Source organism: Rathayibacter sp. VKM Ac-2926 (genome assembly GCF_022815565.1).
In the GTDB taxonomy this organism is placed as follows: Bacteria; Actinomycetota; Actinomycetes; order Actinomycetales; family Microbacteriaceae; genus Rathayibacter; species Rathayibacter festucae.
In genome coordinates this window covers 106,015-131,243 of record NZ_JALGRS010000009.1, presented here as the reverse complement: position 1 = coordinate 131,243, position 25,229 = coordinate 106,015, and the positions used below count along the sequence as shown (strand labels likewise).

The window sequence follows — 25,229 nt, the reverse complement described above, 5'->3', positions numbered from 1 at the left end:
CCCCGCGACGGGCGCCTGTCACGCCTTCGGGGTGAGCGCGCCCTTGATCACCTTGTGCGGGGCGGCCTGCGCCACCGGCTTGATCGTCACCAGATCGAGGTTGACGTGCGGCGGCAGCTCGACGGAGGAGACGATCGCCGCGGCGACGTCCTCGGCCACCAGCGGGGCGGGGACCTCGGCGTAGACCTTGTCGGCGCGCTCCTTGTCGCCGCCGAAGCGGACCAGGGAGAACTCCTCGGTGTGCACCATCCCGGGCGCGATCTCGATCACGCGGATCGGCTCACCGGCGAGCTCGAGGCGGAGGACCGCGACGAGCGCGTGCGCGGCGAACTTCGCGGCGTTGTAGCCGCCACCGCCCTCGTAGGCGACGTGGCCGGCGATCGAGGTGACGGTGACGATGTCGGCCGAGCCCTCGGAGCCCTCGTCGGCGATGCCCGAACGCAGCAGCGGGAGCAGCGCGCTCGTGACGAGCTTGACCGAGAGCACGTTGATCTCGAACATCCGGGTCCAGTCGGCGGGGTCGGACGCCTCGACCGAGTCGAGGCCGAGCGCGCCGCCGGCGTTGTTGACGAGGGCGTGCACGGGGCCGGTCTCCGCGAGGTGGTCGCGCAGCGCGTCGACCTGCGCCGCGTCGGTGAGATCGGCGACGAACAGGCTCGCCCCGGTCTCCGCGGCGAGCGCCTCCAGCCGCTCCCGGCGGCGGGCGACCGCCACCACGTCCCAGCCGTGCTCGCGGAACAGGCGGACCGTCGCCGCACCGATCCCCGAACTCGCTCCTGTCACCACGACGCGTCGAACCACGCTCGTCCTCTTTCCGTCAAGCCTCGGACACCATCGACTCCGTCGTCGGAGCCAACGCTAGCCTGGCCGCATGCAGCCCGCCGACCCGGCTCCCGCCACCGCCGGGTCGCCCACTCCCCCCAAGCGCCGCGTGCCCCTCTGGGACAACGCCCGCTTCGTCTGCGTCGCGCTCGTGGTGATCGGCCACGGCATCCAGCGGCTGACCGCGAACTCGGACACGTCGCTCGTCGTCTACCTGACGATCTACGCCTTCCACATGCCGGCCTTCGCGATCATCTCCGGCTACTTCTCCAAGGGCGGAGCGCCGAACGCCCGCGCGATGCGCCGGGTGCTCACCGACATCCTGCTGCCCTACCTCATCATGGAGACGATCTGGACGCTGGTGCAGTTCGCGGTCGAGGGCAAGCAGGAGTTCAACCCGACCAAGCCGAGCTGGACGCTGTGGTTCCTGCTCGCGCTCGGGATCTTCCGGCTGGTCCTCCCCTACCTCGCGCTGCTGCGCTGGCCGCTGCTGATCAGCGTGGTCCTCGCCGTCGGCGTCAGCTACTACGACAACATCGACTCGACCTTCTCGCTGGCGCGGGCGATCGGGATCCTGCCGTTCTTCGTCTTCGGCTGGCGGCTGCGCGGCTGGAAGGCCGGCTCGCGGCTGCTGGTGGACCGCTGGCTCGACCTGACGCCGCGGCAGATCCTGCTCTCCCGGGTGATCGCCGTCGCCCTCTTCGCGGCGACGGTCGTCGTGATGACCGTCAACATCGACGCCTTCCGCGCGGCGGATCTGCGCTACTGGTTCTTCTACGACCGGCCGTACGACGCGCTCGGCGAGACCGCCTGGTGGGCGGGGCTCGTCCGCCTGGCGCTGATGGCGACCGCGGTCGTGCTCTCGCTCGCGCTGTTCAGCCTGATCCCGCGCCGACGCACCGCGATGACGGCCTGGGGGCAGTCGACGATGTACGTCTACCTGCTGCACAGCTTCGTCCTCTACCCGCTGCGCGAGTCCGGGCTGCTGTCCGCGACCGAGAGCACGGTCGCGCTGATCCTGATGATCGTCTTCTGCATCGCGGTCGCGATCGCGCTCTCGCTGGGCTGGACGCGCACCGTCTTCCACAAGATCGTCGAGCCGCGGGCGGCCTGGCTCTTCGCGCCGGTCGTCGACGAGCGGCCCGAGCGCCCGAACCGGGCCGACCCGACCGGGTCCAAGCGCGACCCGCATCCGACGTCCGGGATCCGCACCGGCCGCTGATCCGTCGCGGTTACCCCGTGTGTCGGGCGCCCTGGCCGCACCGGGGACCCGCACCTAGGCTCGTCGCGACGGGGAACGGCCTTCCGTTCCGAACCGACGATGCGATGGGATGCACCATGACCGACTCCGAGAAGTGGCAGTTCGAGACCAAGCAGATCCACTCCGGAGCCGCGCCCGATCCCGTCACCAAGGCGCGCGCGACCCCGATCTACCAGACCACCTCCTACGTCTTCGACAACGCCGAGCATGCGAAGAACCTCTTCTCGCTCGCCGAGTTCGGCAACATCTACACCCGCATCCAGAACCCGACCCAGGCGGTCGTCGAGGAGCGCCTCACCGCGCTCGAGGGCGGCTCCGGCGCGCTCCTGCTCGCGTCCGGCCAGGCGGCCGAGACCGCGGCGGTGCTCAACATCGCGCAGGCGGGCGACCACCTCGTCTCGTCGTCGTCGATCTACGGCGGCACCTACAACCTCTTCAAGTACACGCTGGCCAAGCTGGGCATCGAGACGACTTTCGTCGAGAACCAGGACGACCAGGAGGAGTGGCGCCGCGCGGTCCGCCCGAACACCAAGCTCTTCTTCGCCGAGACCATCGGCAACCCCAAGATCAACATCCTCGACATCCGCGCCGTGGCCGATGTCGCGCACGCGGCGGGCGTCCCGCTGATCGTCGACAACACGATCGCGACGCCGTACCTGATCCGCCCGTTCGAGCACGGCGCGGACATCATCGTGCACTCGGCGACCAAGTTCCTCGGTGGTCACGGCACCGTGATCGGCGGCGCGATCGTCGACGGCGGCACCTTCTCCTGGACCGCGAACGCGGCGAAGTTCCCCGGGCTGACCACGCCCGATCACTCGTACCACGGCGCGGTCTACACCGACGCGGTCGGCGACGCCCTCGCCTACATCATCAAGGCCCGCGTGCAGCTGCTGCGCGACCTCGGTGCCTCGATCGCGCCGGCGAGCGCCTGGCAGCTGATCCAGGGCATCGAGACGCTGTCGCTGCGGATCGAGCGGCACGTGCAGAACGCGCAGGAGATCGCGGAGTACCTGGAGAACCACTCCGACATCGCGACGGTCAACTACTCAGGACTGCCCACCTCGCCCTGGTACGCGGCGGCGAACCACTACGCGCCGAAGGGCGTGGGCGCCGTGCTCTCTTTCGAGCTCAAGGGCGGGGTGGACGCGGGACGCGCCTTCGTCGACTCGCTCGTGCTGTTCTCGCACCTGGCGAACATCGGCGACGTCCGCTCGCTCGTCATCCACCCGGCGTCGACCACGCACTCGCAGCTCACCCCGGAGCAGCAGCTCACCGCCGGCGTCACCCCCGGGCTCGTCCGCCTCTCCGTCGGCCTCGAGAACATCGACGACCTCCGCGCCGACCTCGCCCAGGCCCTGCAGGCCGCCCGCAGCGTCGTCGAGGCCTCCCGCGCCAACGCCTGACGGCCCCGTCATGCTGGTCGAGTAGCCGCGCAGAGGAGTATCGAGACCCACCGTGCTGACAACGGCGGATCTCGATACGGCCGCTGCGCGGCCTACTCGATCAGCATGGGCGGGCGGCCGCTGCGCGGCCTACTCGATCAGCATGGGCGGGCGGCCGTTGCGCGGCCTCCTCGATCAGCAGGGGTCCGCTCCGCGGCCTACTCGATCAGCAAGGCGAGCGTCACCCCCGCGTAACAAAGGCCGGGTGCCCGCCGCGCTCTGCCACGATGGACACCGCTATGGACTGGCAGCAGACACTCGAGGACACCGTCCCTTCGGCGTTCGTCACCGAGCGCCAGCTCCGCTCGGTGATCGGCAAGCCGCCCGCCACCGGGGCCTGGCGCGAGGGCGACCACCCCGGCGGGCGGCGCTTCGTCGAGATCGGCCCGTTCGCCTTCGAGGCGGGCGGCCGCCTCCCCCACGTCCGGGTGGCCTACGAGAGCTGGGGCGAGCTCTCCCCCGCGCGCGACAACGCGATCCTCGTCCTGCACGCGCTGACCGGCGACTCGCACCTGATCGGCCGCGGCGACCCGGGTCACGCGACCGACGGCTGGTGGTCCGGACTCGTCGGGCCCGGTCTCGTGATCGACACCGACCGCTACTTCGTGGTCGCCCCGAACATGCTCGGGGGCTGCCAGGGCTCGACCGGCCCCGCCTCCCTCGCACCGGACGGGCACGAGTGGGGCGCGCGCTTCCCGTACACGACGATCCGCGACCAGGTCGCCGTGCAGGCGCTCTTCACCGACCGGCTCGGCATCGACCGCTGGCACACCGTCATCGGCGGCTCGATGGGCGGGATGCAGGCGCTGGAATGGGGCATCGACCACCCCGAGCGGGTCGCCCGGCTCGCGGTCCTCGCCGCTCCCCCGCGCGCCACCTCCGACCAGATCGCGCTCAACTTCGTCCAGCTCGAGGCGATCCGGAACGATGCCGCCTTCGCGGGCGGCGCCTACTACGACGCCGGTGACGGCAAGGGCCCGTACCACGGCCTCGCGCTGGCCCGCCGGATGGCGCTGCTCAACTACCGCAGCCCGTCCGAGCTCAACGACCGCTTCGAGCGGAGCTGGCAGTCCGGCCTCAGCCCACTGGGCGGCGGCGGCCGGTTCGCGGTCGAGTCGTACCTCGACTTCCACGGCAACAAGTTCACCCGGCGCTTCGACGCCAACAGCTACATCACCCTCGTCGAGGCGATGAACTCGCACGACGTGGGGCGCGGGCGCGGCGGCGAGGCCGAGGCGCTCGAGCGGATCACCAGCCCGACGCTCGTGCTCGGGATCGACAGCGACCGGCTGTTCCCGGTGGACGGGCAGCGGATCATCGCCGCCCACGCCCGCGGCACCATCGACGGCGACGAGGTCGCGGTTATCAGCTCGACCTTCGGGCACGACGCCTTCCTCATCGAGGACGACGCGGTCGGCGGCCACCTCGCGAGGCTCCTGGCGGTCTGACCCGATCCCGGCCGTCCCGCGGGCCGACCGCCGGTCTGTGACTATCGTGAGACGGGGGGTCCGCCCCGCGCCGCCCACCGGAAGGAGCGTGCCCGTGCCGTTGGTCCGCAGCGCTCGCGAGCGCGACCGCCTCCTCCGCCAGTCCGCGTGCGGCATCGGCCTTCTGATCGACGCCACGGCGATCGCCCTGGTCCTCGGCCCCGGGGCGGTGGCGCCCGACGCCGTGCCGTTCGCGGTCGCGCTGCTCCTCGCACTCGCCGTCCTCCACCTGCAGCTCGGCCGCAGCGGACGAACGCTCTGGGTGCTCCTGCTCGCCGCCGGCGGCCTGGTGCTGAGCATCGGCCTCGCGAGCGCCCTCGGCGGCGACAGCGGCTTCGAGGGCTACGTGCTCGTCGGCACCGCCAACGCCGTCACCAGCACCGTCGCCGTCGTGGTGACCACCTCCGCCCGTCGGCTGCTGCTGCTCCTGCCCGTCCTGGTGCCGAGCGTCGTCGTCTCCGTGCTGGTCGCCGAGGAGGCGATGCTGTCCAACGCGCTCGTGCAGAGCCTGCTGCCCTGGGGCACGCTCGCCGGCTTCGCGCTCTGGATCAGCACGGCGGTCCCCCGGGTCGTCCGGCGCATCGACAGCATCGGCAACGCGCACCGCGTCGAGCGGCAGGCCAGCGAGACGGAGGCGCAGCGCCGTCAGGGAGCGCGGCTCCTGCACGACACGGTGCTCGCGACGCTCACCCTGCTCGCCCACTCCGGCCGCGGCGTCTCCGAGGACGCGCTCCGCCGCCAGGCCGCGCAGGACGCGCAGCTCCTGCGCCAGCTGCGCCTCGGCGGGACGCCGACGCCGAGCGCGTCCGGCTCGTACCAGCTGACCAGCGTCACCGCGTCGCCCGCCGCGACCTCGCTCGAGGACGTCCGGGACCGGTTCGGCCGCCTGGGCCTCGAGGTCGTCCTGCACGGCTCCGGGGAGGTCGTCCTCGAGGGCGCCGCGCTCGACTCCTTCCTGCTCGCCCTCGCCGAGTGCCTCGAGAACGTGCGGCGGCACTCCGGTGTCGAGTCCGCCGACGTCACCATCACCGAGGACGAGCAGACCGTCCGCGCGATGGTGACGGACGCCGGTGCCGGCTTCGACATCGCCACGGTGCCCGCGACGAAGCTCGGCTTCAAGGAGTCGGTCGTCGCGAGGCTCGCGGACGTCGGCGGGCGCACCCGGCTCTTCAGCTCGCCCGGCTCCGGCACGACCGTCGTGCTGGAGGTGCCCAAGTGAGCGCCGGCACCGAGCGGGCCTCCCCCCTCCTCGGCGGACCCGGCGCCGCTCCTCGCCGGCCCGACGGCTCGCCCCGCTCCGCCCGCGCGCGGAAGGGACAGCAGGAGACCCTGGGCACCAGCTACCTCGGCAGCGGCCTCACCGGCATCGCGGCGGCGCTGATGGCCTACGAGCTCCTGGTCTTCCTCGCCACCGTCGACGACTACGCGCGGCCGGGGCTGGTCGTCGTCGCCTGGCTCCTCCTCGTCGCCTCCTTCACGGCGACCGTGGTCGCCATCCACGTCTGCGGACAGCGGCTGCCCACCGCCGCCTACGTCGGCCTGCTCGTCGGGATCACCGGGGCCGTGGCGCTGGACCTGATCGCCGTCGCCGGTCACGGCCCGTCCGCCGCCGTCCCGACCGCCGCGGTGGCCGCCGCGGTCGCCCACGCCGCGATGATCGTGCACCGCCGCAGCATCGAGGTCCTCGCCGTCGCCTTCGCCATCGCGGTCGCCGAGCTCGTCGCCTACAGCGCCATGGGCTCGGGCGACGAGACCTCGTTCTCGGTGCGGATCAGCGCGATGGCCGTGACCCTCGCGCCCGCCGTCGTCGCGGTCGTGATGATGCGCGGCTTCCGCCGGATGGTCCAGCTCGAGATCGACCGCGCCCTCGTCCAGAGCACCACCCTCGGGCCGCGCTACGCGGTCGGCATGCTCGCCTCGGAGGAGCTCGCCCGCCTCGACCTCGCGGCCGAGCGCCTGCTCGCCGAGGTCGGCGACGGCACGACCGTTCTGCCGCTCGATCCGCACCGCGCCGCGCACGCCGCCGCGCTCGCGACCAGCCTCCGCCTGCACCTCATCGAGGGGCGTCGCGAGACCTGGCTGCACCACGCGATCCAGGAGTCCGAGCTGCTGGCCCCGCTCGTCGATCTGCACGACCCCGACGGCACTGCCGGCCTCCTCGGCCACCAGCAGCGGGACGGCCTGCTCTCCGCCATCTGGCTCATCCTCGACGGCGCCTCCGGGCTCACCGTCGTGCTGCACGTCGAAGCCGGAGCACCGCGCGAACCCGAGGCCGACGCCCCGCCGCGCTCCCTGCTCGTGCCGCTCACTCTGCAGTCCGAGGGCGTGCCCGTGCGCGGAGTCGATCCCGCGACGTGGGAGGCTATCGCACAGGTCGGTGCGTTCCGCGACACGTCGCACGATGACGCGCTCCGGATCGAGATCGACTGCTACGTCGAGAATCCGGCCGATCGCTGAGCAGAGACGACCGCCCCGCCCTCCCGCCCGAGCCGAAGGACACCGATGACCTCCACCGCAGAACCGAAGATCACGCTCGCCGTGGTCGACGATCACAAGATGCTCCTCGGTGCCCTCACGGAGTGGATCCGCGGCGCCGCGTCGGACATCCAGCTGGTCGCCGCGGTCGCCTCCTGGCCGGAGCTGCTCACCCACCCCGAGTTCCCTGTCGACGTCGTGCTGCTCGACCTGGACCTCAAGGACAACATCCCGATCTCGGTCAAGCTCTCCACCCTGAAGACCACCGGCGTGAAGACGGTGCTGATGAGCACCTACTCCGAGCCGGCCGTGGTCCGCGAGGCGCTCGCCTCGGGCGCGCTCGGCTACCTCGTCAAAACGGAGGACGCCGACATGATCGTCGAGGCGATCCGCGCGGCCAAGGACGGCCACTCCTACATCTCGCACGAGCTCGACATGGCGCTCTCCACCGGCGACTCCGACGGCGCCCCCAAGCTCAGCGCGCAGGAGCGCCGCGTGATGGCGCTCTACGGCGGCGGCGAGCCCGTCAAGTCCGTGGCCTTCGAGCTCGGCATCTCCGAGGAGACCGCGAAGTCCTACCTCAAGCGCATCCGCGAGAAGTACCGCGTGGTCGGCATCGACGTCGGCACCAAGGTCGCACTGCGCAAGCGCGCCATCCACGACGGGATCTTGATCGAAACGGATTGAATTCGTCGCGCCGCGCGGCGCGACGAATTCAATCCGTTCGCGGGGGCGGTCCCCGCCCGCCCCCGCCGCAGTCGGCTTCACGAAGTGGGCGCGTTCCGTAGAGCGTCCTGCGGCGGCTGCGGAAATCCGCTGACACGCGGATTTCCGTCTGCACCGCTCCGTGGCTGGCTGGTCTGCAGGCAAGACCCACCGAATAGTGCCCCACCCCATGTTGGTCGAGTAGCCCCGCAGGGGCGTATCGAGACCCACCGGCGTCAACAGGGCGGCCTGCAGGCCACCGTCCGGTGCTGGCGGATCTCGATACGCCCGCTCCGCGGGCTACTCGATCAGCATGCGCGGTCCTCAGTCACAGAAGATGCGTGCCCGCTTCCATGTTGGTCGAGTAGCCCCGCAGGGGCGTATCGAGACCCACCGGCGTCAACAGGGCGGCCTGCAGGCCACCGTCCGGTGCTGGTGGATCTCGATACGCCCGCTCCGCGGGCTACTCGATCAGCATGTGCCGCCGCCGCGGCGCCCCTACAGGGCGTTGACCGGGACGCTGCCCGTGGCGGGGCGAGCGGGGTCGCGCGGCGGGTCGACGGTGCCGCGGGCGCGGTCGATGGCGATGCTGGCGAAGGCGAGCAGGATGCCGGCCGCGGTGAGGACCACGCCGACCCAGATCGGCGACAGGTAGCCGAGGCCGGCGGCGATGGTCACCCCGCCGAGCGCGGCGCCGACGGAGTTGCCGATGTTGAGCGCGGAGTGGTTGAGCGCCGCGGCGATGGTCTGGCTGTCACGGGCGACGTCCATCAGCCGGGTCTGGATGGCCGGCGAGGCCCCCGCGGAGAAGCCCGCCGCGAGGAACGTGAACACGACCAGACCCACGACCGACGTCGCGGTCAGTGCCAGGCCGGTCAGCGACACGAGCACCCCGAGGAACAGCACCACGAGTGCGAGCCGCACGTTCCGGTCGGCCGCCCAGCCGCCCGCCAGGTTGCCGACCGTCATGCCCAGGCCGATCACCACCAGGATCCACGGCACCGCGCCGAGCGGCAGCCCGGTCACCTCGGTCGACAGCGGCGTGATGTAGCTGTACATCGCGAAGAGTCCGCCGAAGCCGATCGCACCGATCAGCAGGGTCATCCAGACCTGCAGCCGGCCGAAGGCCTTCAGCTCGTTGCGCATGGTCGCGCCCGGGTTCCCCCGCTGGAACGGCACGAGCAGCCACACGGCCACCACGGTCGCCGCGAAGATCGCCGCGACGACGAGGTACGCGCTGCGCCAGCCCGCGTTCTGCCCCACCCAGGTGATGGCGGGCACCCCGACGACGTTCGCGATGGTGAGCCCGGACAGCACGAAGGCGACGCCCTTGCCGCGCTTGCCCGGCCCCATCAGGTCCGCGGCGACGAGCGAGGCGATGCCGAAGTACGCGCCGTGCGGCAGCGCCGCGACGAAGCGAGCGGCCAGCACGAGCGGGAAGGTCGGCAGCAGGGCCGAGGCGACGGTCCCGATCGTGAACGCTGCCAGCAGGATCAGCAGCAGGCGCTTGCGCGGCCAGCGCGCGGCGGCCGCGGCGATCGTCGGAGCACCGACGACGACGCCGAGCGCGTAGGCGGAGATCAGCAGTCCGGCCTGCGAGTTCGCCTGCTCGGAGCTCGCGGCGTAGACGTCCGGGAGCAGGTCGGCGGCGAGCTGCGGCAGCAGCCCCATCGCGACGAACTCGGTCGAGCCGATGGCGAAGCCCCCCATCGCGAGGGCGAGCAGGGCGAGGCGGGTCCGGGCCGGGGAGAGGGTCACCGGACCACGATAGCGAGGATCGGAAGCGGATCGAAACGATTCGAGTCGGAGAGCGCTCCCGCGCGCCTCACTCCTCGAGCGCGCGGCCGAGCCGCTCGATCTTGGCGTCGATCTCGCCCGAGTAGCCGGGCCGGATGTCGGCCTTCAGCACCAGCGAGACCCGCGACCCGTAGGCGCCGACCGCCTCGGTCGCGCGCTTGATCACGTCGAAGACCTCGTCCCACTCGCCCTCGATCTCTGTGAACATCGAGGTCGTGCGATTCGGCAGGCCGGAGTCGCGGACGATGCGGACGGCGGCGGCGACGGCGTCGTGGACGGAGGCGTCGGGACCCTCACCGCCGGACGGAGCGACGGAGAATGCGACCAGCACGAGGGACCTCCCAGCGGATCCGACCACCGGACCCGCCGTCCAGCCTAGGCGCGCACGCCCTCGGCAGCGCGAGCGCGGCTCCCCGTCCGCCACAGCTCGCGGAGCACCCAGCCGAGCAGCACGAGCAGCAGAACGTTGCGCACGGTCAGCGCCAGCACCATGCCCGCGTTCGAGTACAGCAGGAAGAGGTAGAGGTACGGGTAGACGATCTGCGTGAACACCGCGATCGCGAGGGTCAGCTTCGCCGGCGTCGCGAAGTCGCGACCGGCCACGACGAGCCCGACGATCACCGGCGGCGCCAGCCAGACGATGTACTGCGGCGAGAGCACCTTGTTGATGTCGATCAGCACCAGGACGAGTCCGAGGCTCAGTAGCGGCAGCAGCCGCACCGGCGACGCCTTCGCGCGCAGCGCCCGGAGACCGAGCAGCACCGTGCCGACCACCGCGAGCGCGAGCGCCGGGTTCATCAGCTCCGCGGCGACATCGGTGAACGGGCCGTGCATCTCGAAGGTGTTGATGTCGGCGGCGTACCAGACGTAGCTGCCGGCCCAACCGCCGATGGAGAGCCACATCCAGAGCGTGCTGACGGGCGCCTCGATCTGCAGACCGCGCGAGGTCTGGTCGGTGACGAAGCTGAAGACGTACTCGCCGCCGCCGAGCGCATACACGCCGGCGATGATCGCGACCGAGAGCCCGGCGCCGACGGCGACGAGCCGCCAGCGGCCGCGCAGCACCAGGACGGCGGCACCGAGCAGGGCGGCGGGCCAGACCTTGATCCACGTCGCGACGGTCAGCGCGAGCGCGGCGACGACCGGTCGGCTGGAGGCCCAGAGCAGTCCGGCGATGGCGAGCGGAACGGTGAAGGCGTCGATCCGGCCGACGGCGATCGGCCCGAGGAGCACCAGGAAGAGCAGCCACCAGCGCGCCGCAGCGAGCCGGGCGGGGATCCCGCGGTGCAGGAGCAGGGCGAAGGCCGCCGCATCGACGGCGATCACGCCGACGAGCCAGGTCAGGTCGTAGCCCGCCTCTCCGAAGAGCCAGGCGGCGCTGATCGGCACCAGGGCGAGGATCGGGTAGACCCAGCCGGTGTCGAAGCCGACGAGCCCGCCGCCCTCGACGGCGGTCCGCATCCAGCCCTTGTAGACGATGCTGACGTCCCCCATCGGCAGTCCCGGGGCGTAGAGCGCCAGCAGGGAGAGCAGGACGTGCACGAGGGCGAAGCCGCCCCACAGCACGGCGGCGGAGTCGCGGTTCTCGCGCAGCCACGCGATCGGGCGGGCGGAGGGGCGGAGGGAGGCGCGGGTGGCGGCGGTCTCTGAGGCGGCAGGGGTCGGCACCGCGTCAGTGTAGACGGCGCCCTCATCGGACCCCTGAACAGCCCTGGGAACTCCTCCCTGAGCGGCCACCGGCCGCATCAGTACCCGGCGAAGGCGTCGGTGCGGACCTTCTTCGCACCGGCCGAGCGGAGGGCGCCGCGGACGGAGTCGACGAACGCGGGCGAGCCGGAGACGAAGCCGACGCGGCGGGGCGCGTCGGGCACGGCGTCCGCGAGGCGCTCCGCCGTGATCCGTCCGGCGACGTGCGACCAGCCCTCGGGCAGCCGATCCGGCACCTCGGGCGAGACCAGCACGACGCGGGCCCCGGAGGCGCGGAGGAGCTCGCGGTACGCCACGTCCTCCAGCCGGGCGGCCGCGTAGACGACGACCACGTCGCGCTCCGGTCCGGCCGCGATCGCCGTCAGCTGGCTCGCGAACGGCGTGATGCCGATGCCGCCCGCGACCAGGAGCAGCGGTGTCGCCGGGTCGGCGGGCAGCACGAAGTCGCCGCCGACGCTCGTGGCGCGGACCACGGCGCCGGGCTCGAGACCGGCGAGCGCCCGCTTGAAGCTGCTCGCCTTCTCGGGCAGCCGCATGGCCACGGCGATCTCGCCGTCGGCGGGAGCGGAGGCGATGGAGAAGGTGCGGCGGCTCCCCCGGCCGTCGGAGCGGTGCGGCACGTCGAGCTCGAGCCACTGGCCCGCCTCGAAGCGCACCGGCGTCCGCGGAGCGAAGCGGTACTCCGTGATGCCCGGAGCGATGACGCTCGAGGAGCGCAGCTCCAGCGACAGCCGCCGGCGCTGGCCGAAGAAGAACGCGATCGCGTTGCCCGCGACGAGGCCGAGCTCCGGGCTGGCGTGCAGCGGTCCGAGCGAGAACGGGACCGTCGTGAGCAGAGCCGCGACGACGGCCACGATCAGCTGCTGGGAGCGGCGCGGGGCGAGGGTCAGCGGCTCGGTCAGCATGAAGGCGCCGGCGAAGACGAACGGGTACGCGGTCAGGACCAGCGACAGCGCGGCTCCGGGCTCCTGTCCGTTCATCACCGAGTTGAGCACGGAGACGGTTCCGGCGACCGCGATGAAGACGACGACGATCGCCCAGCGGCGCACCCGTGCGACGACGACGAGCGCGCCGAGCAGCACCCACGGCCAGAGCGCGCCGGTGGGCAGCGCCCAGGCCGCGGCGGTCAGCGAGCCCGCGAACGGGGTGTCCTGCAGCAGGCCCTGCGCGATGCCGACGATCAGCACCGCGACGGCGGCCGGGTTGAAGAGGTGGCGTCCGCGCCAGACCAGCACGTACTTGGACGCCGCCGCGATCACGCCGATCAGCGCGACGACCAGCAGGGCGCGCGGCTCCGAGGTCGGGAAGAGCAGGAACGCGATCAGCAGTCCGGTCACCAGCGAGGACTCGAGGTGGGCGGGCGAGCCGACCAGCCGGGCGATCAGCCAGGTCGCCCCGGTCGTCGAGACGATCGCCACGACGGCGGTCGCCGCGATCTCGATCGGCGTGAAGAAGATCAGCCCGGCGGCGGAGTAGCCGAGCGCGACCACGAGCAGCGCGGCGAGCGTCAGCCAGACCAGCCGGTACATGGTGATGCGACCGAGGGCGCGATCGAGGGTGCCGATCATCAGAAGACCTCTCCGGGGAAGCGGGGCGAGTAGTGCAGGCCGCCGGCGCTGAGCACGCGGACGAACTCGAAGTCGAAGCGCTCGGCGAGCACCTCGGGCGGGCAGACGAAGAGGGCGGTCGCGAGACCGTCGGCGACGAGGGTGCTGTCGGCGACGACCCAGGTAGCGATGACGGTGTCGACCGGGCGGCCGGTGCGGCCGTCGAGGACGTGGTGCAGCCCGTCGCCCCAGGCCCGGCGGTTGCCGGCCGAGGCGCAGAGCGCGCGCTCGCCCGGCTCGGCGACGCCGATCGCGCGACTCGCGTCGAAGGGGTGCTCGAGGCCGACGCGGTAGGCGCCGACCCCGCGGGCGCGCAGGTCGCCGCTCGCGTCGACGACGGCGCGCTCGACGCCCGCGCTCGCGAGCTCGTGCAGGACGAGGTCGACGAGCTGACCCTTGCCGGCCGCGCCGACGTCGAGCACGACTCCGGCTGCGGTGCGGAGCGTCGCTCCCCCGCCGCCGCGGACCGCGGCCCAGGACGGAGCCGGCGCGACGGGGCCGCGCGGCACCAGAGAGTAGGCCGGGTCGTAGCCGAGCTGCTCGAGGGCGTCGCCGACGAACGGCGTGACGCCGCCCCCGGTCAGCGCGAAGAGCTCGTCGTAGAGGGCGAACAGCTCGACCGCCTCCGCCGGGAAGACGTGCTCGCCGGGCTCGGTCCGAAGGCGCGAGGCGGCGGAGTCGTCGCGGAACCGCGACCAGGTGCGGTCGTAGGCCTCGACGCGCCGCTGGACCCGCTCGCGCACGAGCGCGTCCAGCGGCGCGTCCGTGTCGATCTGCCAGGTGGTGCCGATCGCCTCGAACCGCCAGGCGCTCTCGAGGACGCGCCGGGTCGCGGCCGGCGCGGCGTCAGGGTGCAGAGGTTCAGGCCGCGGCATCGGCCTTGATCGTCTCGACGGCGTCGTTGAAGCCGCCGGAGGTGAGCGAGGAGCCGGAGACCTTGGTCACGTCGAGCTCGTCGAGGCTCTTGCCGACGACCTCGCCCGAGATGCCGCTGGCGAAGCGGGTCTGGTACTCCTGGCCGGTCGGGTTCTCGGACTCGGGGGTCACCGTGACGGCGGTGACGACGCCCGACTCGAGGGTCAGCTCGACGCCGACCGACTCGTTGCCGCCGGGCGAGGTGTAGGACCCGTCGGCCTCGTAGGTGCCGTCGGCGTAGGCGCCGGTCGCGGTGGAGCCGGTCGACGCGGAACCGGTCGACTCGGGGGCGGCGCTGGACGTGGCGGCGGGCGCGCTGGTCGCGGCGGCGCTCGAGCCGGCGTCCTCGGTCCCGGCGGTGGCGGTGCTCGAGCAGGCGGCGAGGGCCGCGAGGGTGCCGGCGCCGGCGAGGAGGGTGAGGGCGTAGCGGACGGGAGTCGTGGTCTTCGCGGTCATGTCTGTTCTCCTGTGTGGGGGTCGGACGCGGCTGTCGTCTCCGACGCTAGGGCCGGGAGCTCGGGGGTTCCGATGAGACGGCTGTGCGGCTCCGATGTCCGGGTCGCGGGGGAAGGCCGTCTCTCCTGTGTCAACGGGCCGGGGACGCGATCGGTTCAGTCCGGCAGTCGATGCCGGCGTTTCAGTTCAGCAGCCGCGCGACGACGCCGGGGAGCTGCTCGGCGATGTCGAGGGCGGCGATCGGCCCGCCTCCGGACGCCGCCGCGCCGGCCTGCGCGTGCAGGACGGCCGCGGCGGCGGCGACCGCCGCGAGATCCTCGTCCCCGAGCGCCGTCCCCCGGCTCTCCGCGTCCGCGGCCCGGCCGGCCAGCAGCGCGCCGAGCACTCCGCCGAGGACGTCCCCGCTGCCCGCCGTGGCGAGCCAGGGCGTCGAGCCGCTGACCTCGTGGGCGGTGCTCCCGGAGACCACGTGCGTGGTGCTGCCCTTGAGCAGCACGCAGACCCGGAAGCGCTCGGCGGTGCGCCGCGCCCAGCCGCTCGCGTCGGCGGCGACCGCGGCCGCGTCGACGTCCACCCCGGCGCGCGAGAGGAGGCCGGCGAGCTCGCGGTAGTGCGGAGTGATGACCACCGGCCCGCGGGCCTCGCCGATCAGGTCGAGCGCGCCCGCGTCGAGCACCACGGGGATCCCCGAGTGCAGCTGCTCGAGCAGCGCGGCGCGCTCGTCCTCCGAGCGGTCGTCCGCGCTCGTCCCGGAGCCGAGGAGCCAGGCCTGCACCCGCCCGGCCGAGGTCACGACCTCGGGACGACGCGCCAGCACGAGGGCGGACGGCCGCTCCGGCCCGAGGTAGCGCACCATGCCCAGCCCGGTGCGCACCGCCGCCTCGACGCCGAGCACCGCCGCCCCCGGGTAGCGCTCGGACCCGGTCGCGATCCCGAGCACCCCGCGGCTGTACTTGTCGTCCTCGGCGCGCGGCACCCGCACAACCAGCGCCGCCTCCGCGAGCCCGAACTCCCTCTGCCCATCCGTCATCCCGCCAGCCTAGGTCGCTCCCCCGACGCCACCCTCTGCGCGATCCACCCGCAGCAGAACGTCGGCAGCCGCGCGCCTGATGACGCCTGGTCTCGATACGCCCTGCGGGCTACTCGACCAGCATGAAAGGCCGCCGCTGCTGCACCCGCAGCCTGCGACGCTGCCGCCGTGAAGCCCAGTCGGCGAAGCCGCTGCCCATCTCAGTCGGCGAAGCCGCTGCCCACTGCAGTCGGCGAAGCCGCTGCCCCCGCAGTCGGCGAAGCCGCTGCCCCCGCCTCATCAGAAGTCGAGGCGCGGGCCGGGGAGGTGGTGATCGCAAGGCGGAGGAGGGAGCGATACCGGCGGTATCGCGACCGACGACAACGCCGCGAGCGCCGCCTCCCCGGCCCGCGCCTCAGCGGCGGGTGGCGTCGTCGACTTCGCCGACCAACTCCTCGATGATGTCCTCGAGGAAGAGGACGCCGGTGGCGCGGCCCTGCTCGTCGAAGGCGCGGGCGAGGTGGGCGCCGGTGCGGCGCATGATCGCGAGGGCGTCCTCGAGGTCGGTGGCCTCGAAGATCGAGGCGAGCTGGCGGATCCGCTTGGCCGGGATGGGCAGGCGGAACTTGGGCCCCTCGGTGTCGCCGTCGAGGTCGAGGACGTCCTTGAGGTGGATGTACCCCTCGGGCTGCCCGTCCTCGCCGAGCACGACGTAGCGCGAGAAGCCGTGCTTCGCGACGGCGCGCTCCACGTCGGCGGGCGAGGCTCCGGCGGGGAGGCTGACGATGCCGTCGAGCGGCAGCGCCACGTCGTGCACCTTCTTCTCGGTGAACTCGAACGCGGCGAGGAGGGTGCCGTTGCTGCGCAGGGTGCCCTCGCGGGTCGACTGGTCGACGATCGTCTGCACCTCCTCGAGCGTGAAAGTGCTGTTCGCCTCGTCCTTCGGCTCGACCCGGAAGAGCCGCAGCACCCCGTTCGAGATCGCGTTGAGCGCGACGATGATCGGGCTGATCACGCGGGCGATCGCGACGAGCGGCGGCGCGAGCAGCAGCACGGCGCGGTCCGGCATCGAGAACGAGATGTTCTTCGGCACCATCTCGCCGAGCACGACGTGCAGGAACGAGACGATCACCAGGGTGATCACGAAGGCGACCGTGCCCGAGAACTCGTCCGGGATGCCGACCGCGTGCAGCGGCACCTCGAGCAGGTGGTGGATCGCCGGCTCGCTGACGTTGAGGATCAGCAGCGAGCACACGGTGATGCCCAGCTGCGTCGTCGCCAGCATCAGGGTGGCGTGCTCCATCGCGGCGAGCGCGGTGATCGCGCTGCGGCGTCCGCTCTCGGCGAGGGGCTCGATCTGGGAGCGGCGCGCGGAGATGACCGCGAACTCCGCTCCGACGAAGAAGGCGTTCGCGGCGAGCAGCACCACGAGCCAGGCGATTCCTGCCCAGTCACTCATGGTCGGCCTCCTGGCGTCCTCGGTGCGGCCGGCCCACGTCGGCGAGCGGGTCGGGGATGCCCTCGCCCGCAGCGTCGGGGTCCGGGGTGAAGCGGAGCCGGTCGATGCGCCGGCCGTCGAGCCGCTCGACGCGGAGCGACCCGCCCTCGACGGGCACCTCGTCGCCGACGGCGGGCAGGCGGCCGAGCTCGCTCATCACGAACCCGGCGACCGTCTCGTACGGCCCCTCCTCGGGGATGACGACGCCGGCGCGGTCGCGCACCTCGTCGGGCCGCAGCATGCCGGGGAAGGTGGTCGAGCCGGGCAGCTTCACGACGTCGGGGCGCGAGCGGTCGTGCTCGTCCGCCACCTCGCCGACGAGCTCCTCCACGAGGTCCTCGAGCGTCGCGACGCCCGCCGTTCCGCCGTACTCGTCGACGACGACGGCGAGCTGGAAGCCGCGGCCGCGCAGCTCGGTGAGCAGCACGTCGAGCTTCATCGTCTCGGGCACGCGGAGCGGCTCCGAGCGCAGGGCGGTGACGGGCACCTCGGAGCGCTTGCCGCGCGGCACCGCGACCGCCTGCTTGACGTGCACGACGCCGACGATGTCGTCGATGTCGTCGTCCGTGATCGGGAAGCGCGAGAGGCCGGTGGTCCGGGCGAGGTCGAGGACGTCCTGGGCGGTGCTGGAGCGCTCGAGCGTGGACAGCCGCAGCCGCGGCGTCATCACGTCGCCCGCGGAGAGCGCGGAGAAGCGGAGGGTGCGCCCGAGCAGGTCGGCCGTGTCCTCCTCGAGCAGTCCGGCGCTCGCGGAGTGGCGCACCAGGCTCGAGAGCTCCTCGGCGCTGCGGGCGCCCGAGAGCTCCTCCTTCGGCTCGATGCCGGCCAGGCGGAGCAGGGCGTTGGCGCTGCCGTTCAGCAGCGCGACGGCGGGGCGGAAGACGGTCGTGAACGCGGTCTGGATCGGCACGACCAGCTTCGCCGTCGCCCGCGGCAGCGCCAGCGCGAAGTTCTTCGGCACCAGCTCGCCGAGGATCATCGACAGCAGCGTCGCGATGACGATCGCGAGCACCGTCATGATCGGCGTCAGCACCTCGTCCGGGATCCCGAGACCGCCGAACGGCACCCGCAGCAGGGTCGAGAGCGCCGGCTCCATCGTGTAGCCGGTGAGCAGCGTCGTCAGCGTGATGCCGAGCTGCGCGCTGGAGAGGTGCGTCGAGGTGACGCGGAGGGCGGCGATCGTCATGCCGAGGCGGGTCTCGCCGCGGTCGCGGCGGGCCTCGAGATCGGCGCGGTCGAGGTTGACCAGCGCGAACTCGCTCGCGACGAACACGCCGGTGCCGAGCGTCAGCAGCAGGCCGACGCCGAGCAGGAGCCACTCAGTGCCCACGGGGATCACCCCCGGTCAGCGGAAGCGGGAGCGGCTGCAGGATCGTGCCCGAGGGGATCGGGGAGATCCGAACGAGCCGGTGCGAGGGCGGATGCGCAGAAGGGGGGTCGTCCATTGTGGCGTCGAGTCTAGCGGCAGCCCGGCTCCGGCAGGGCCGCGCTCAGAGCCACTTCTTGCGCTTGAACACGGCGTAGAGCACGAAGCCGAAGACCAGCATCAGCCCGATCGCCCACGGGTAGCCGAGCCGCCAGTGCAGCTCCGGCATGTCGTCGAAGTTCATGCCGTAGATGCCCGCGACGAGCGTCGGCGCGAACAGGATCGCGGCCCAGGACGAGATCTTCCGCACCACGTCGTTCTGGGCCAGCCCGGTCTCGGTCTGCCGCCGCGAGACCAGCGTCGAGTGCACGGTCAGCGCCTTGTCCAGGATCGCCCGCAGCGCGTCGACGGCCTCCGTCACCCGGATGGTGTGGTCGAGCACGTCGCGGAGCGAGCGGTGCAGCTCGACGTGGTCGAGCGTCGCGTCGGCGCCCGGGGCCGCGTCCGGCGCCTCGGCGAGCTCGCGCAGCAGCGCCGTCAGCGGCTGCACGGAGCGCTGGAAGTGGATGACCTCGCGGGAGAGCCGGTAGATGCGCTCCGAGAGCCCGTCGTCCGAGCCGTCGCCGAAGAGCTGGTCCTCGATCTCGTCGACGTCGCCCTGCACGCCCTGCACCACCGGCGCGTACTCGTCGACGACCTGGTCGAGGATCGCGTAGAGCACCGCCTCCGGTCCGCGGGAGAGCAGCGACGGGTCCCCCTCGAGCCGCTTGCGCACCGCCGCCAGGTCCGGCGAGTCCGCGTGCCGGATGGTGACCACGAAGTCGGGGCCCACGAACACGTGCAGCTCGCCGAAGACGACCGTCTCCGCCGAGTCCACGTAGCGCGCAGGACGGAGCACCACGAAGAGCCCGTCGTCGTAGCGCTCGAGCTTCGCCCGCTGGTGGCCGCTCAGCGCGTCCTCGACGGCGAGCGGGTGCAGCCCGAACTCCTGGGCGACCGCCTCGACCTCCTCGCGGCTCGGGCGGTAGAGCCCGATCCAGGCCATGCCGTGCTCGTCGCGCATCAGCTCGAAGGTGTCCTCGAGCGAGTCGGGGTTCCGGATGCGGTGACCGCCCACGTACACGGCGTTGTCGACGATCGTCATGGGCTCGGTTCTAGCACGCGCGCGCCGGGCACCGGCTGACGGTCACCGGCGAGCGGTCACCAGCTGACCGGCAGCGCCTTGCCCTCCTCGTAGCCCGCCGCCGACTGCAGGCCGACCAGCGCGCGCTCGTGGAACTCGGCGACGCTGCGCGCCCCGGCGTAGGTGAAGGAGGAGCGCACGCCCGAGGTGATCATGTCGAGCAGGTCCTCGAGCGAGGGGCGCAGCGGGTCGAGGTAGATCATCGACGAGGAGATGCCCTCCGCGAAGAGCCGCTTGCGGGCGAGCTCGTAGGCGTCGAGGCGGTCGAAGCGCTCCTGCACGGCCTTGGCCGAGGCCATCCCCCAGCTCTCCTTGTAGATCCGGCCGGCCGCGTCGCTGCGCAGCTCGCCCGGCGCCTCGATCGTGCCGGCGAACCAGGAGCCGATCATCACCGAGGCCGCACCGGCCGCGAGCGCGAGCGCCACGTCGCGCGGGTAGCGCACGCCGCCGTCGGCCCAGACGTGCGCGCCGAGCTCGCGGGCCCGCTCCGCCGTCTCGAGCACCGCGGAGAACTGCGGCCGCCCGACAGCGGTCATCATCCGCGTGGTGCACATCGCGCCCGGGCCGACGCCGACCTTGAGGATGTCCGCGCCCGCGTCGACGAGGTCGTGCACCGCGTCGGCGGTGACGATGTTGCCGGCCGCGATCGGCACGCCGAGCTTCAGCGCGGAGACGGTGCGCAGCGCGCGCAGCATCCCCTCCTGGTGGCCGTGGGCCGTGTCGAGCACGAGCACGTCGACGCCCGCGGCGACGAGGGCGCGCGCCTTGGCCGCGACGTCGCCGTTGATGCCGACCGCCGCGGCGATGCGGAGCCGCCCGTCGGCGTCCAGCGCGGGGTCGTAGATGGTCGAGCGCAGCGCGCCGGTGCGCGAGAGCGTGCCGACGAGCGTGCCGTGGTGCAGCACCGGGGCGAAGTCGAGGTCGGCCGCGACCATCAGGTCGAAGGCGGCGCGCGCGGTGGTGACGTCATCGGCGTCGATCGAGGCGGAGGCGCCGTGCACGAGGTCGCCGAGCCTGGCGTCCTCCAGGGCAGTGGCGAGCCGCGCGGCGGGGACGCAGCCGAGGATCGTGCCGTCCTCCTCCTGCACCACGAAGCCGTGGCCCGCGACGGCCGGGAGGATCGCGAGCGCCTCCTCGACGGTCGTCGACGGCGAGGCGGTGAGCGCCCCGGAGAAGGCGACCGGCTGGTCCTTCACCCAGCGGATCGCCGCGTCGAGCTGCTGCAGCGGCATGTCCTGCGGGAGGACGCCGAGCCCGCCGCGCCGGGCGAGCGTCGCCGCGAGCCGGGGCCCGGTGACCGAGTTCATGTTCGAGGAGACGATCGGGATGCTGGCTCCGGTGCCGTCACCGGGGGCGAGCGACACATCGAGCCGGCTGGTCACGGAGGACCGGCCGGGAACGAGGAAGACGTCCGAGTAGGTGAGGTCGCCGGAGGGTGTTCCACCGTAGAAGCGCATGGAGACGACGCTACTCCGGCCCGGCTGGGGACCTTCGCCGGAGGATCCGGGCTAGGCTTGACGACCGGGACGGGACCGGGCGACGACGCCCAGATGCGTGTCGGATGCGACGGTGCCGTCCGGATGATCGAGAACGAATCAACGGAGAGAGTGGGCGATCGGCTGTGTCGAGCCAGTTGACCGGAGCGGGAACAGATCAGGGCTCGGAGGACTTCGGGGCCAACGAGTGGCTGGTGGAGGAGCTGTACGAGCAGTACAGCGCCGACAAGGCCTCGGTGGACGAGTCCTGGTGGCCGATCCTCGAGCGCTACGGCAAGCAGCTCGGCGGTGCCGCACCCGCCGGCGCGGAGGCCCCCGCGGCCGCCGCCCCCGCCGCCCCGGCGAAGGCGCCCGTCGCCGAGCGCGTGTCGACGAGCGCGGGCGGAGCGGTGAGCCACCCGGCCACCTCGGCGACCAGCACGGCGAAGACCACCTCGAAGCAGCCGAAGGCGCAGCCCATCCCGGCCGACGCGCCCGTGAGCAAGCCGGCCGAGCCCGCCGCCGCCGTGGAGGAGGACGTCGTCTCCCCCCTGCGCGGCATGGCCAAGAGCCTCGCCACGAACATGGACGCGAGCCTGTCGATCCCGACCGCCACCAGCGTCCGCACCATCCCCGCGAAGCTGATGATCGACAACCGCATCGTCATCAACAACCACCTGCGGCGCACCCGCGGCGGCAAGGTGTCGTTCACCCACCTGATCGGCTGGGCGCTGATCCGCGCGCTCAAGGACTTCCCGAGCCAGAACGTCTACTACGACGAGCCGGACGGCAAGCCCTCGGTGGTCGCCCCCGCGCACATCAACCTCGGCATCGCGATCGACATGCCCAAGCCCGACGGCACCCGCGCCCTGCTCGTCCCGAGCATCAAGCGCGCCGACACGCTGAGCTTCACCGCCTACCTCGCCGCCTACGAGGACCTCGTCAAGCGCGCCCGCGGCAACAAGCTCGCCGCCGGCGACTTCGCCGGGACCACCCTCTCGCTGACCAACCCGGGCGGCATCGGGACCGTGCACTCCGTGCCCCGGCTGATGAAGGGCCAGGGCTGCATCATCGGCGCCGGCGCCCTCGAGTATCCGGCGGAGTTCCAGGGCTCGTCCGAGAAGACCCTCGTCGAGCTCGGCATCGGCAAGACGATCACGCTGACCTCGACCTACGACCACCGCGTCATCCAGGGCGCCGGCTCGGGCGAGTTCCTCAAGATCGTGCACGAGCTGCTGCTCGGCAAGCGCGGCTTCTACGAGGACATCTTCTCCGCGCTGCGCATCCCCTACGACCCGATCCACTGGTCGACCGACATCGCCGTCGACCTCGCCGAGCGCGTCTCGAAGACCTCGCGCGTGCAGGAGCTGATCAACTCCTTCCGCGTCCGCGGCCACCTGATGGCCGACGTCGACCCGCTGGAGTACGTCCAGCGCTCGCACCCGGACCTCGCCATCGAGAACCACGGCCTCACCTTCTGGGACCTCGACCGCGAGTTCGTCACCGACGGCTTCGGCGGCTCCCGCCAGCTGAAGCTCCGCGACATCCTCGGCATCCTGCGCGACTCCTACTGCCGCACCGTCGGCGTCGAGTACATGCACATCCAGGACCCGGAGCAGCGCGCCTGGATGCAGCAGAAGCTCGAGCGCGGCTACGAGAAGCCGGGCCACGACGAGCAGCTGCGGATCCTCGGCCGTCTCAACGAGGCCGAGGCGTTCGAGACCTTCCTGCAGACCAAGTACGTCGGCCAGAAGCGCTTCTCGCTCGAGGGCGGCGAGTCGCTGATCGCGCTGCTGGACGCCGTCCTGCAGGGCGCGGCGGACGCGGACCTCGACGAGGTCGCCATCGGCATGGCCCACCGCGGCCGCCTCAACGTGCTGACCAACATCGCCGGCAAGACCTACGGCCAGATCTTCCGCGAGTTCGAGGGCACTCAGGACCCCAAGACAGTCCAGGGCTCGGGCGACGTGAAGTACCACCTCGGCACCGAGGGCACCTTCCGCGGCGCCGGCGGCGAGGAGATCCCCGTCTACCTGGCGGCGAACCCCTCGCACCTCGAGGCCGTCAACGGCGTGCTCGAGGGCATCGTCCGCGCCAAGCAGGACCGCAAGCCGATCGGCACCTTCACCACCCTGCCGATCCTCGTCCACGGCGACGCCGCGATGGCGGGCCAGGGCGTGGTCGTCGAGGGCCTGCAGATGTCCCAGCTGCGGGCGTACCGCACCGGCGGCACGATCCACATCAACATCAACAACCAGGTCGGCTTCACGACCCCGCCGCACGAGGCGCGCACCTCGATCTACTCGACAGACATGGCGAAGACGATCCAGGCGCCGATCTTCCACGTGAACGGCGACGACCCCGAGGCCGTCGTGCACGTCGGCCAGCTCGCGTTCGAGTACCGCCAGCGGTTCAACCGCGACGTGGTCATCGACCTGATCTGCTACCGCCGCCGCGGCCACAACGAGGGCGACGACCCCTCGATGACCCAGCCGCTGATGTACAGCCTGATCGAGGCCAAGCGCTCGGTGCGCAAGCTCTACACCGAGGCGCTCGTCGGTCGCGGCGACATCACCGAGGAGGAGTACGACCGGGCGCACCAGGACTTCCAGGACCGCCTCGAGCGCGCCTTCGCCGAGACGCACGCCGCGCAGACCGGCGCGATCCCGGTGATCAGCGCCGACGGCGACTCCGTGGCCGACCTCGAGCTGCCGGACGCCCAGCAGGGCGAGGACTACCCCGGCGAGCCCGAGGTGACCGGCGTCAAGGCCGAGGTGGTCACCCGCATCGGCGACGCGTTCACCTCGCCGCCCGAGGGCTTCACCGTGCACCCGAAGCTGCAGCAGCTCCTCACCAAGCGCCAGGAGATGAGCCGCTCCGGCTCGATCGACTGGGCGTTCGGCGAGCTGCTCGCGCTGGGCTCGCTGCTGCTCGAGGACACCCCGGTGCGCCTCGTCGGCCAGGACACCCGCCGCGGGACGTTCGTCCAGCGCCACGCGGTGCTGCACGACCGCGAGAACGGCCAGGAGTGGCTGCCGCTGATGAACCTGTCGGACTCGCAGGCCCGCCTGTGGATCTACGACTCGCTGCTCTCGGAGTACGCCGCGATGGCGTTCGAGTACGGCTACTCGGTCGAGCGTCCCGACTCGCTCGTGCTCTGGGAGGCGCAGTTCGGCGACTTCGCGAACGGCGCCCAGATCGTCATCGACGAGTTCATCTCCTCCGCCGAGCAGAAGTGGGGCCAGCGCTCGTCGCTCGTGCTCCTGCTCCCGCACGGCTACGAGGGCCAGGGCCCGGACCACTCCTCCGCCCGCATCGAGCGCTACCTGCAGATGTGCGCGGAGCGGAACATGACCGTCGCGCGCCCGTCGACCCCGGCGTCGTACTTCCACCTGCTGCGCCGCCAGGCGTACTCGCGGCCGCGCCGCCCGCTGGTGGTCTTCACGCCGAAGGCCATGCTGCGCCTGCGCGGGGCGTCGAGCCCGGTCGAGGACTTCACCTCGGGCCGCTTCGAGCCCGTGATCGACGACGCCCGCATCCAGGACGCGTCGGCCGTGACCCGGGTGCTCCTGCACGCCGGCAAGGTGCACTACGACCTCAAGGCCGAGCTGGAGAAGAAGCCGGACGACGGCATCGCGCTGGTCCGCGTCGAGCAGTACTATCCGGCGCCGATCGAGGAGCTGCGCGCGATCGCCGCGCGCTACCCGGACGCGGAGTTCGTCTGGGTGCAGGACGAGCCCGAGAACCAGGGCGCCTGGCCGTTCATCGCGCTGAACGTCGCTCCGCAGCTGGACCGGCCGATCCGCGTCGTCTCGCGCCCGGCCGCGGCCTCCCCCGCCGCGGGCTCGGCGAAGCGGCACGCGTCCGAGCAGGCCGACCTGCTGGGCCGCGCACTGCAGCGCTGACCGACCGACCGGAGCCGCCCCCTCGGCGGCGGCTCCGGCTCGCGGAATCGACTTCGGCTCGTCGGAATCCTCGGATCCGGCGAGCCGGACGTCGTTCCACGAGCCGGACCTCGGCG

At 72.2% G+C, this 25,229-nt stretch carries 19 protein-coding genes; 7 read left to right on the top strand and 12 right to left on the bottom strand.

Features of this window, described 5'->3' with window-relative positions; all coding sequences use genetic code 11:
- Positions 1 to 18: 18 nt before the first annotated feature.
- Positions 19 to 801: an SDR family oxidoreductase gene (locus MT351_RS13805; RefSeq protein WP_243582423.1), complete on the bottom strand. Its 783-nt coding sequence runs from the start codon at positions 799 to 801 to the stop codon at positions 19 to 21.
- A gap of 70 nt (positions 802 to 871) precedes the next feature.
- On the opposite strand from MT351_RS13805, the gene MT351_RS13800 reads away from it, so the two are divergent.
- From MT351_RS13800 to MT351_RS13775, 6 genes are all read left to right on the top strand, one after another.
- On the top strand, positions 872 to 2,044 hold the full coding sequence (locus MT351_RS13800) for an acyltransferase family protein (protein ID WP_132435817.1): 1,173 nt from the start codon (positions 872 to 874) through the stop codon (positions 2,042 to 2,044).
- Positions 2,045 to 2,160: 116 nt separating this feature from the next.
- On the top strand, positions 2,161 to 3,489 hold the full coding sequence (locus MT351_RS13795; RefSeq protein WP_123702717.1) for a bifunctional o-acetylhomoserine/o-acetylserine sulfhydrylase: 1,329 nt from the start codon (positions 2,161 to 2,163) through the stop codon (positions 3,487 to 3,489).
- A 278-nt stretch (positions 3,490 to 3,767) separates the two neighbouring features.
- Positions 3,768 to 4,976, top strand: coding sequence for a homoserine O-acetyltransferase (locus MT351_RS13790; RefSeq protein WP_123735270.1), 1,209 nt, complete (start codon positions 3,768 to 3,770; stop codon positions 4,974 to 4,976).
- 94 nt (positions 4,977 to 5,070) lie between these two features.
- The gene (locus tag MT351_RS13785) at positions 5,071 to 6,234 is read left to right on the top strand and encodes a sensor histidine kinase (protein WP_243582422.1); all 1,164 of its coding nucleotides are present in this window, start codon (positions 5,071 to 5,073) and stop codon (positions 6,232 to 6,234) included.
- Complete coding sequence (locus MT351_RS13780) at positions 6,231 to 7,472, top strand: hypothetical protein (protein ID WP_132435818.1); 1,242 nt, start codon at positions 6,231 to 6,233, stop codon at positions 7,470 to 7,472. The genes MT351_RS13785 and MT351_RS13780 overlap by 4 nt, the downstream gene beginning before the upstream one ends.
- A 45-nt stretch (positions 7,473 to 7,517) precedes the next feature.
- Positions 7,518 to 8,177 (top strand): response regulator, encoded by a 660-nt coding sequence (locus tag MT351_RS13775; protein ID WP_123445394.1) that lies wholly within the window; start codon positions 7,518 to 7,520, stop codon positions 8,175 to 8,177.
- Between the two features lie 516 nt (positions 8,178 to 8,693).
- On the opposite strand, the gene MT351_RS13770 is transcribed toward MT351_RS13775, so the two are convergent.
- The 11 genes from MT351_RS13770 to MT351_RS13720 form a co-directional block, all read right to left on the bottom strand.
- On the bottom strand, positions 8,694 to 9,905 hold the full coding sequence (locus tag MT351_RS13770) for an MFS transporter (RefSeq protein WP_132436077.1): 1,212 nt from the start codon (positions 9,903 to 9,905) through the stop codon (positions 8,694 to 8,696).
- A 115-nt stretch (positions 9,906 to 10,020) separates the two neighbouring features.
- Positions 10,021 to 10,323: a thiamine-binding protein gene (locus MT351_RS13765; protein WP_123702710.1), complete on the bottom strand. Its 303-nt coding sequence runs from the start codon at positions 10,321 to 10,323 to the stop codon at positions 10,021 to 10,023.
- A 44-nt stretch (positions 10,324 to 10,367) separates the two neighbouring features.
- Entirely contained in the window at positions 10,368 to 11,660 is a 1,293-nt protein-coding gene (locus tag MT351_RS13760) for a glycosyltransferase family 87 protein (protein WP_165909019.1), read from the bottom strand.
- Positions 11,661 to 11,737: 77 nt separating this feature from the next.
- Positions 11,738 to 13,267 (bottom strand): RnfABCDGE type electron transport complex subunit D, encoded by a 1,530-nt coding sequence (locus tag MT351_RS13755; protein ID WP_132435820.1) that lies wholly within the window; start codon positions 13,265 to 13,267, stop codon positions 11,738 to 11,740.
- Positions 13,267 to 14,181 (bottom strand): FAD:protein FMN transferase, encoded by a 915-nt coding sequence (locus tag MT351_RS13750; RefSeq protein ID WP_132435821.1) that lies wholly within the window; start codon positions 14,179 to 14,181, stop codon positions 13,267 to 13,269. Before MT351_RS13750 ends, MT351_RS13755 begins: the two co-directional genes overlap by 1 nt.
- Positions 14,168 to 14,677 carry an FMN-binding protein gene (locus MT351_RS13745; protein WP_132435822.1) on the bottom strand — a complete coding sequence of 170 codons (510 nt, stop codon included), beginning with the start codon at positions 14,675 to 14,677 and terminating at the stop codon, positions 14,168 to 14,170. The genes MT351_RS13750 and MT351_RS13745 overlap by 14 nt, the downstream gene beginning before the upstream one ends.
- 181 nt (positions 14,678 to 14,858) lie before the next feature.
- Positions 14,859 to 15,707, bottom strand: a complete 849-nt coding sequence (locus MT351_RS13740) for an ADP/ATP-dependent (S)-NAD(P)H-hydrate dehydratase (RefSeq protein ID WP_132435823.1) — start codon at positions 15,705 to 15,707, stop codon at positions 14,859 to 14,861.
- Positions 15,708 to 16,101: 394 nt separating this feature from the next.
- A complete protein-coding gene (locus MT351_RS13735; protein WP_123444413.1) occupies positions 16,102 to 17,145 on the bottom strand; it encodes a hemolysin family protein in 1,044 nt (347 codons plus the stop codon).
- Positions 17,138 to 18,514: a hemolysin family protein gene (locus MT351_RS13730; protein ID WP_243582421.1), complete on the bottom strand. Its 1,377-nt coding sequence runs from the start codon at positions 18,512 to 18,514 to the stop codon at positions 17,138 to 17,140. The genes MT351_RS13735 and MT351_RS13730 overlap by 8 nt, the downstream gene beginning before the upstream one ends.
- 160 nt (positions 18,515 to 18,674) lie before the next feature.
- Positions 18,675 to 19,694, bottom strand: coding sequence for a magnesium/cobalt transporter CorA (gene corA / locus MT351_RS13725; protein ID WP_132435824.1), 1,020 nt, complete (start codon positions 19,692 to 19,694; stop codon positions 18,675 to 18,677).
- Between the two features lie 56 nt (positions 19,695 to 19,750).
- A complete protein-coding gene (locus MT351_RS13720; protein ID WP_132435825.1) occupies positions 19,751 to 21,190 on the bottom strand; it encodes a GuaB1 family IMP dehydrogenase-related protein in 1,440 nt (479 codons plus the stop codon).
- 164 nt (positions 21,191 to 21,354) lie between these two features.
- Here MT351_RS13720 and MT351_RS13715 point away from each other — a divergent pair, with 164 nt between their 5' ends.
- Positions 21,355 to 25,113, top strand: coding sequence for a multifunctional oxoglutarate decarboxylase/oxoglutarate dehydrogenase thiamine pyrophosphate-binding subunit/dihydrolipoyllysine-residue succinyltransferase subunit (locus MT351_RS13715; RefSeq protein WP_207901630.1), 3,759 nt, complete (start codon positions 21,355 to 21,357; stop codon positions 25,111 to 25,113).
- Positions 25,114 to 25,229: the final 116 nt, after the last annotated feature.

Coding starts and splice junctions, on each gene's coding strand:
- MT351_RS13800 (WP_132435817.1), top strand. CDS start 872: ATGCAGCCCGCCGACCCGGCTCCCGCCACCGCCGGGTCGCCCACTCCC.
- MT351_RS13795 (WP_123702717.1), top strand. CDS start 2,161: ATGACCGACTCCGAGAAGTGGCAGTTCGAGACCAAGCAGATCCACTCC.
- MT351_RS13790 (WP_123735270.1), top strand. CDS start 3,768: ATGGACTGGCAGCAGACACTCGAGGACACCGTCCCTTCGGCGTTCGTC.
- MT351_RS13775 (WP_123445394.1), top strand. CDS start 7,518: ATGACCTCCACCGCAGAACCGAAGATCACGCTCGCCGTGGTCGACGAT.
- MT351_RS13770 (WP_132436077.1), bottom strand. CDS start 9,905: ATGGGGGGCTTCGCCATCGGCTCGACCGAGTTCGTCGCGATGGGGCTG.
- MT351_RS13755 (WP_132435820.1), bottom strand. CDS start 13,267: ATGATCGGCACCCTCGATCGCGCCCTCGGTCGCATCACCATGTACCGG.
- MT351_RS13750 (WP_132435821.1), bottom strand. CDS start 14,181: ATGCCGCGGCCTGAACCTCTGCACCCTGACGCCGCGCCGGCCGCGACC.
- MT351_RS13745 (WP_132435822.1), bottom strand. CDS start 14,677: ATGACCGCGAAGACCACGACTCCCGTCCGCTACGCCCTCACCCTCCTC.
- MT351_RS13740 (WP_132435823.1), bottom strand. CDS start 15,707: ATGACGGATGGGCAGAGGGAGTTCGGGCTCGCGGAGGCGGCGCTGGTT.
- MT351_RS13735 (WP_123444413.1), bottom strand. CDS start 17,145: ATGAGTGACTGGGCAGGAATCGCCTGGCTCGTGGTGCTGCTCGCCGCG.
- corA (WP_132435824.1), bottom strand. CDS start 19,694: ATGACGATCGTCGACAACGCCGTGTACGTGGGCGGTCACCGCATCCGG.
- MT351_RS13720 (WP_132435825.1), bottom strand. CDS start 21,190: ATGCGCTTCTACGGTGGAACACCCTCCGGCGACCTCACCTACTCGGAC.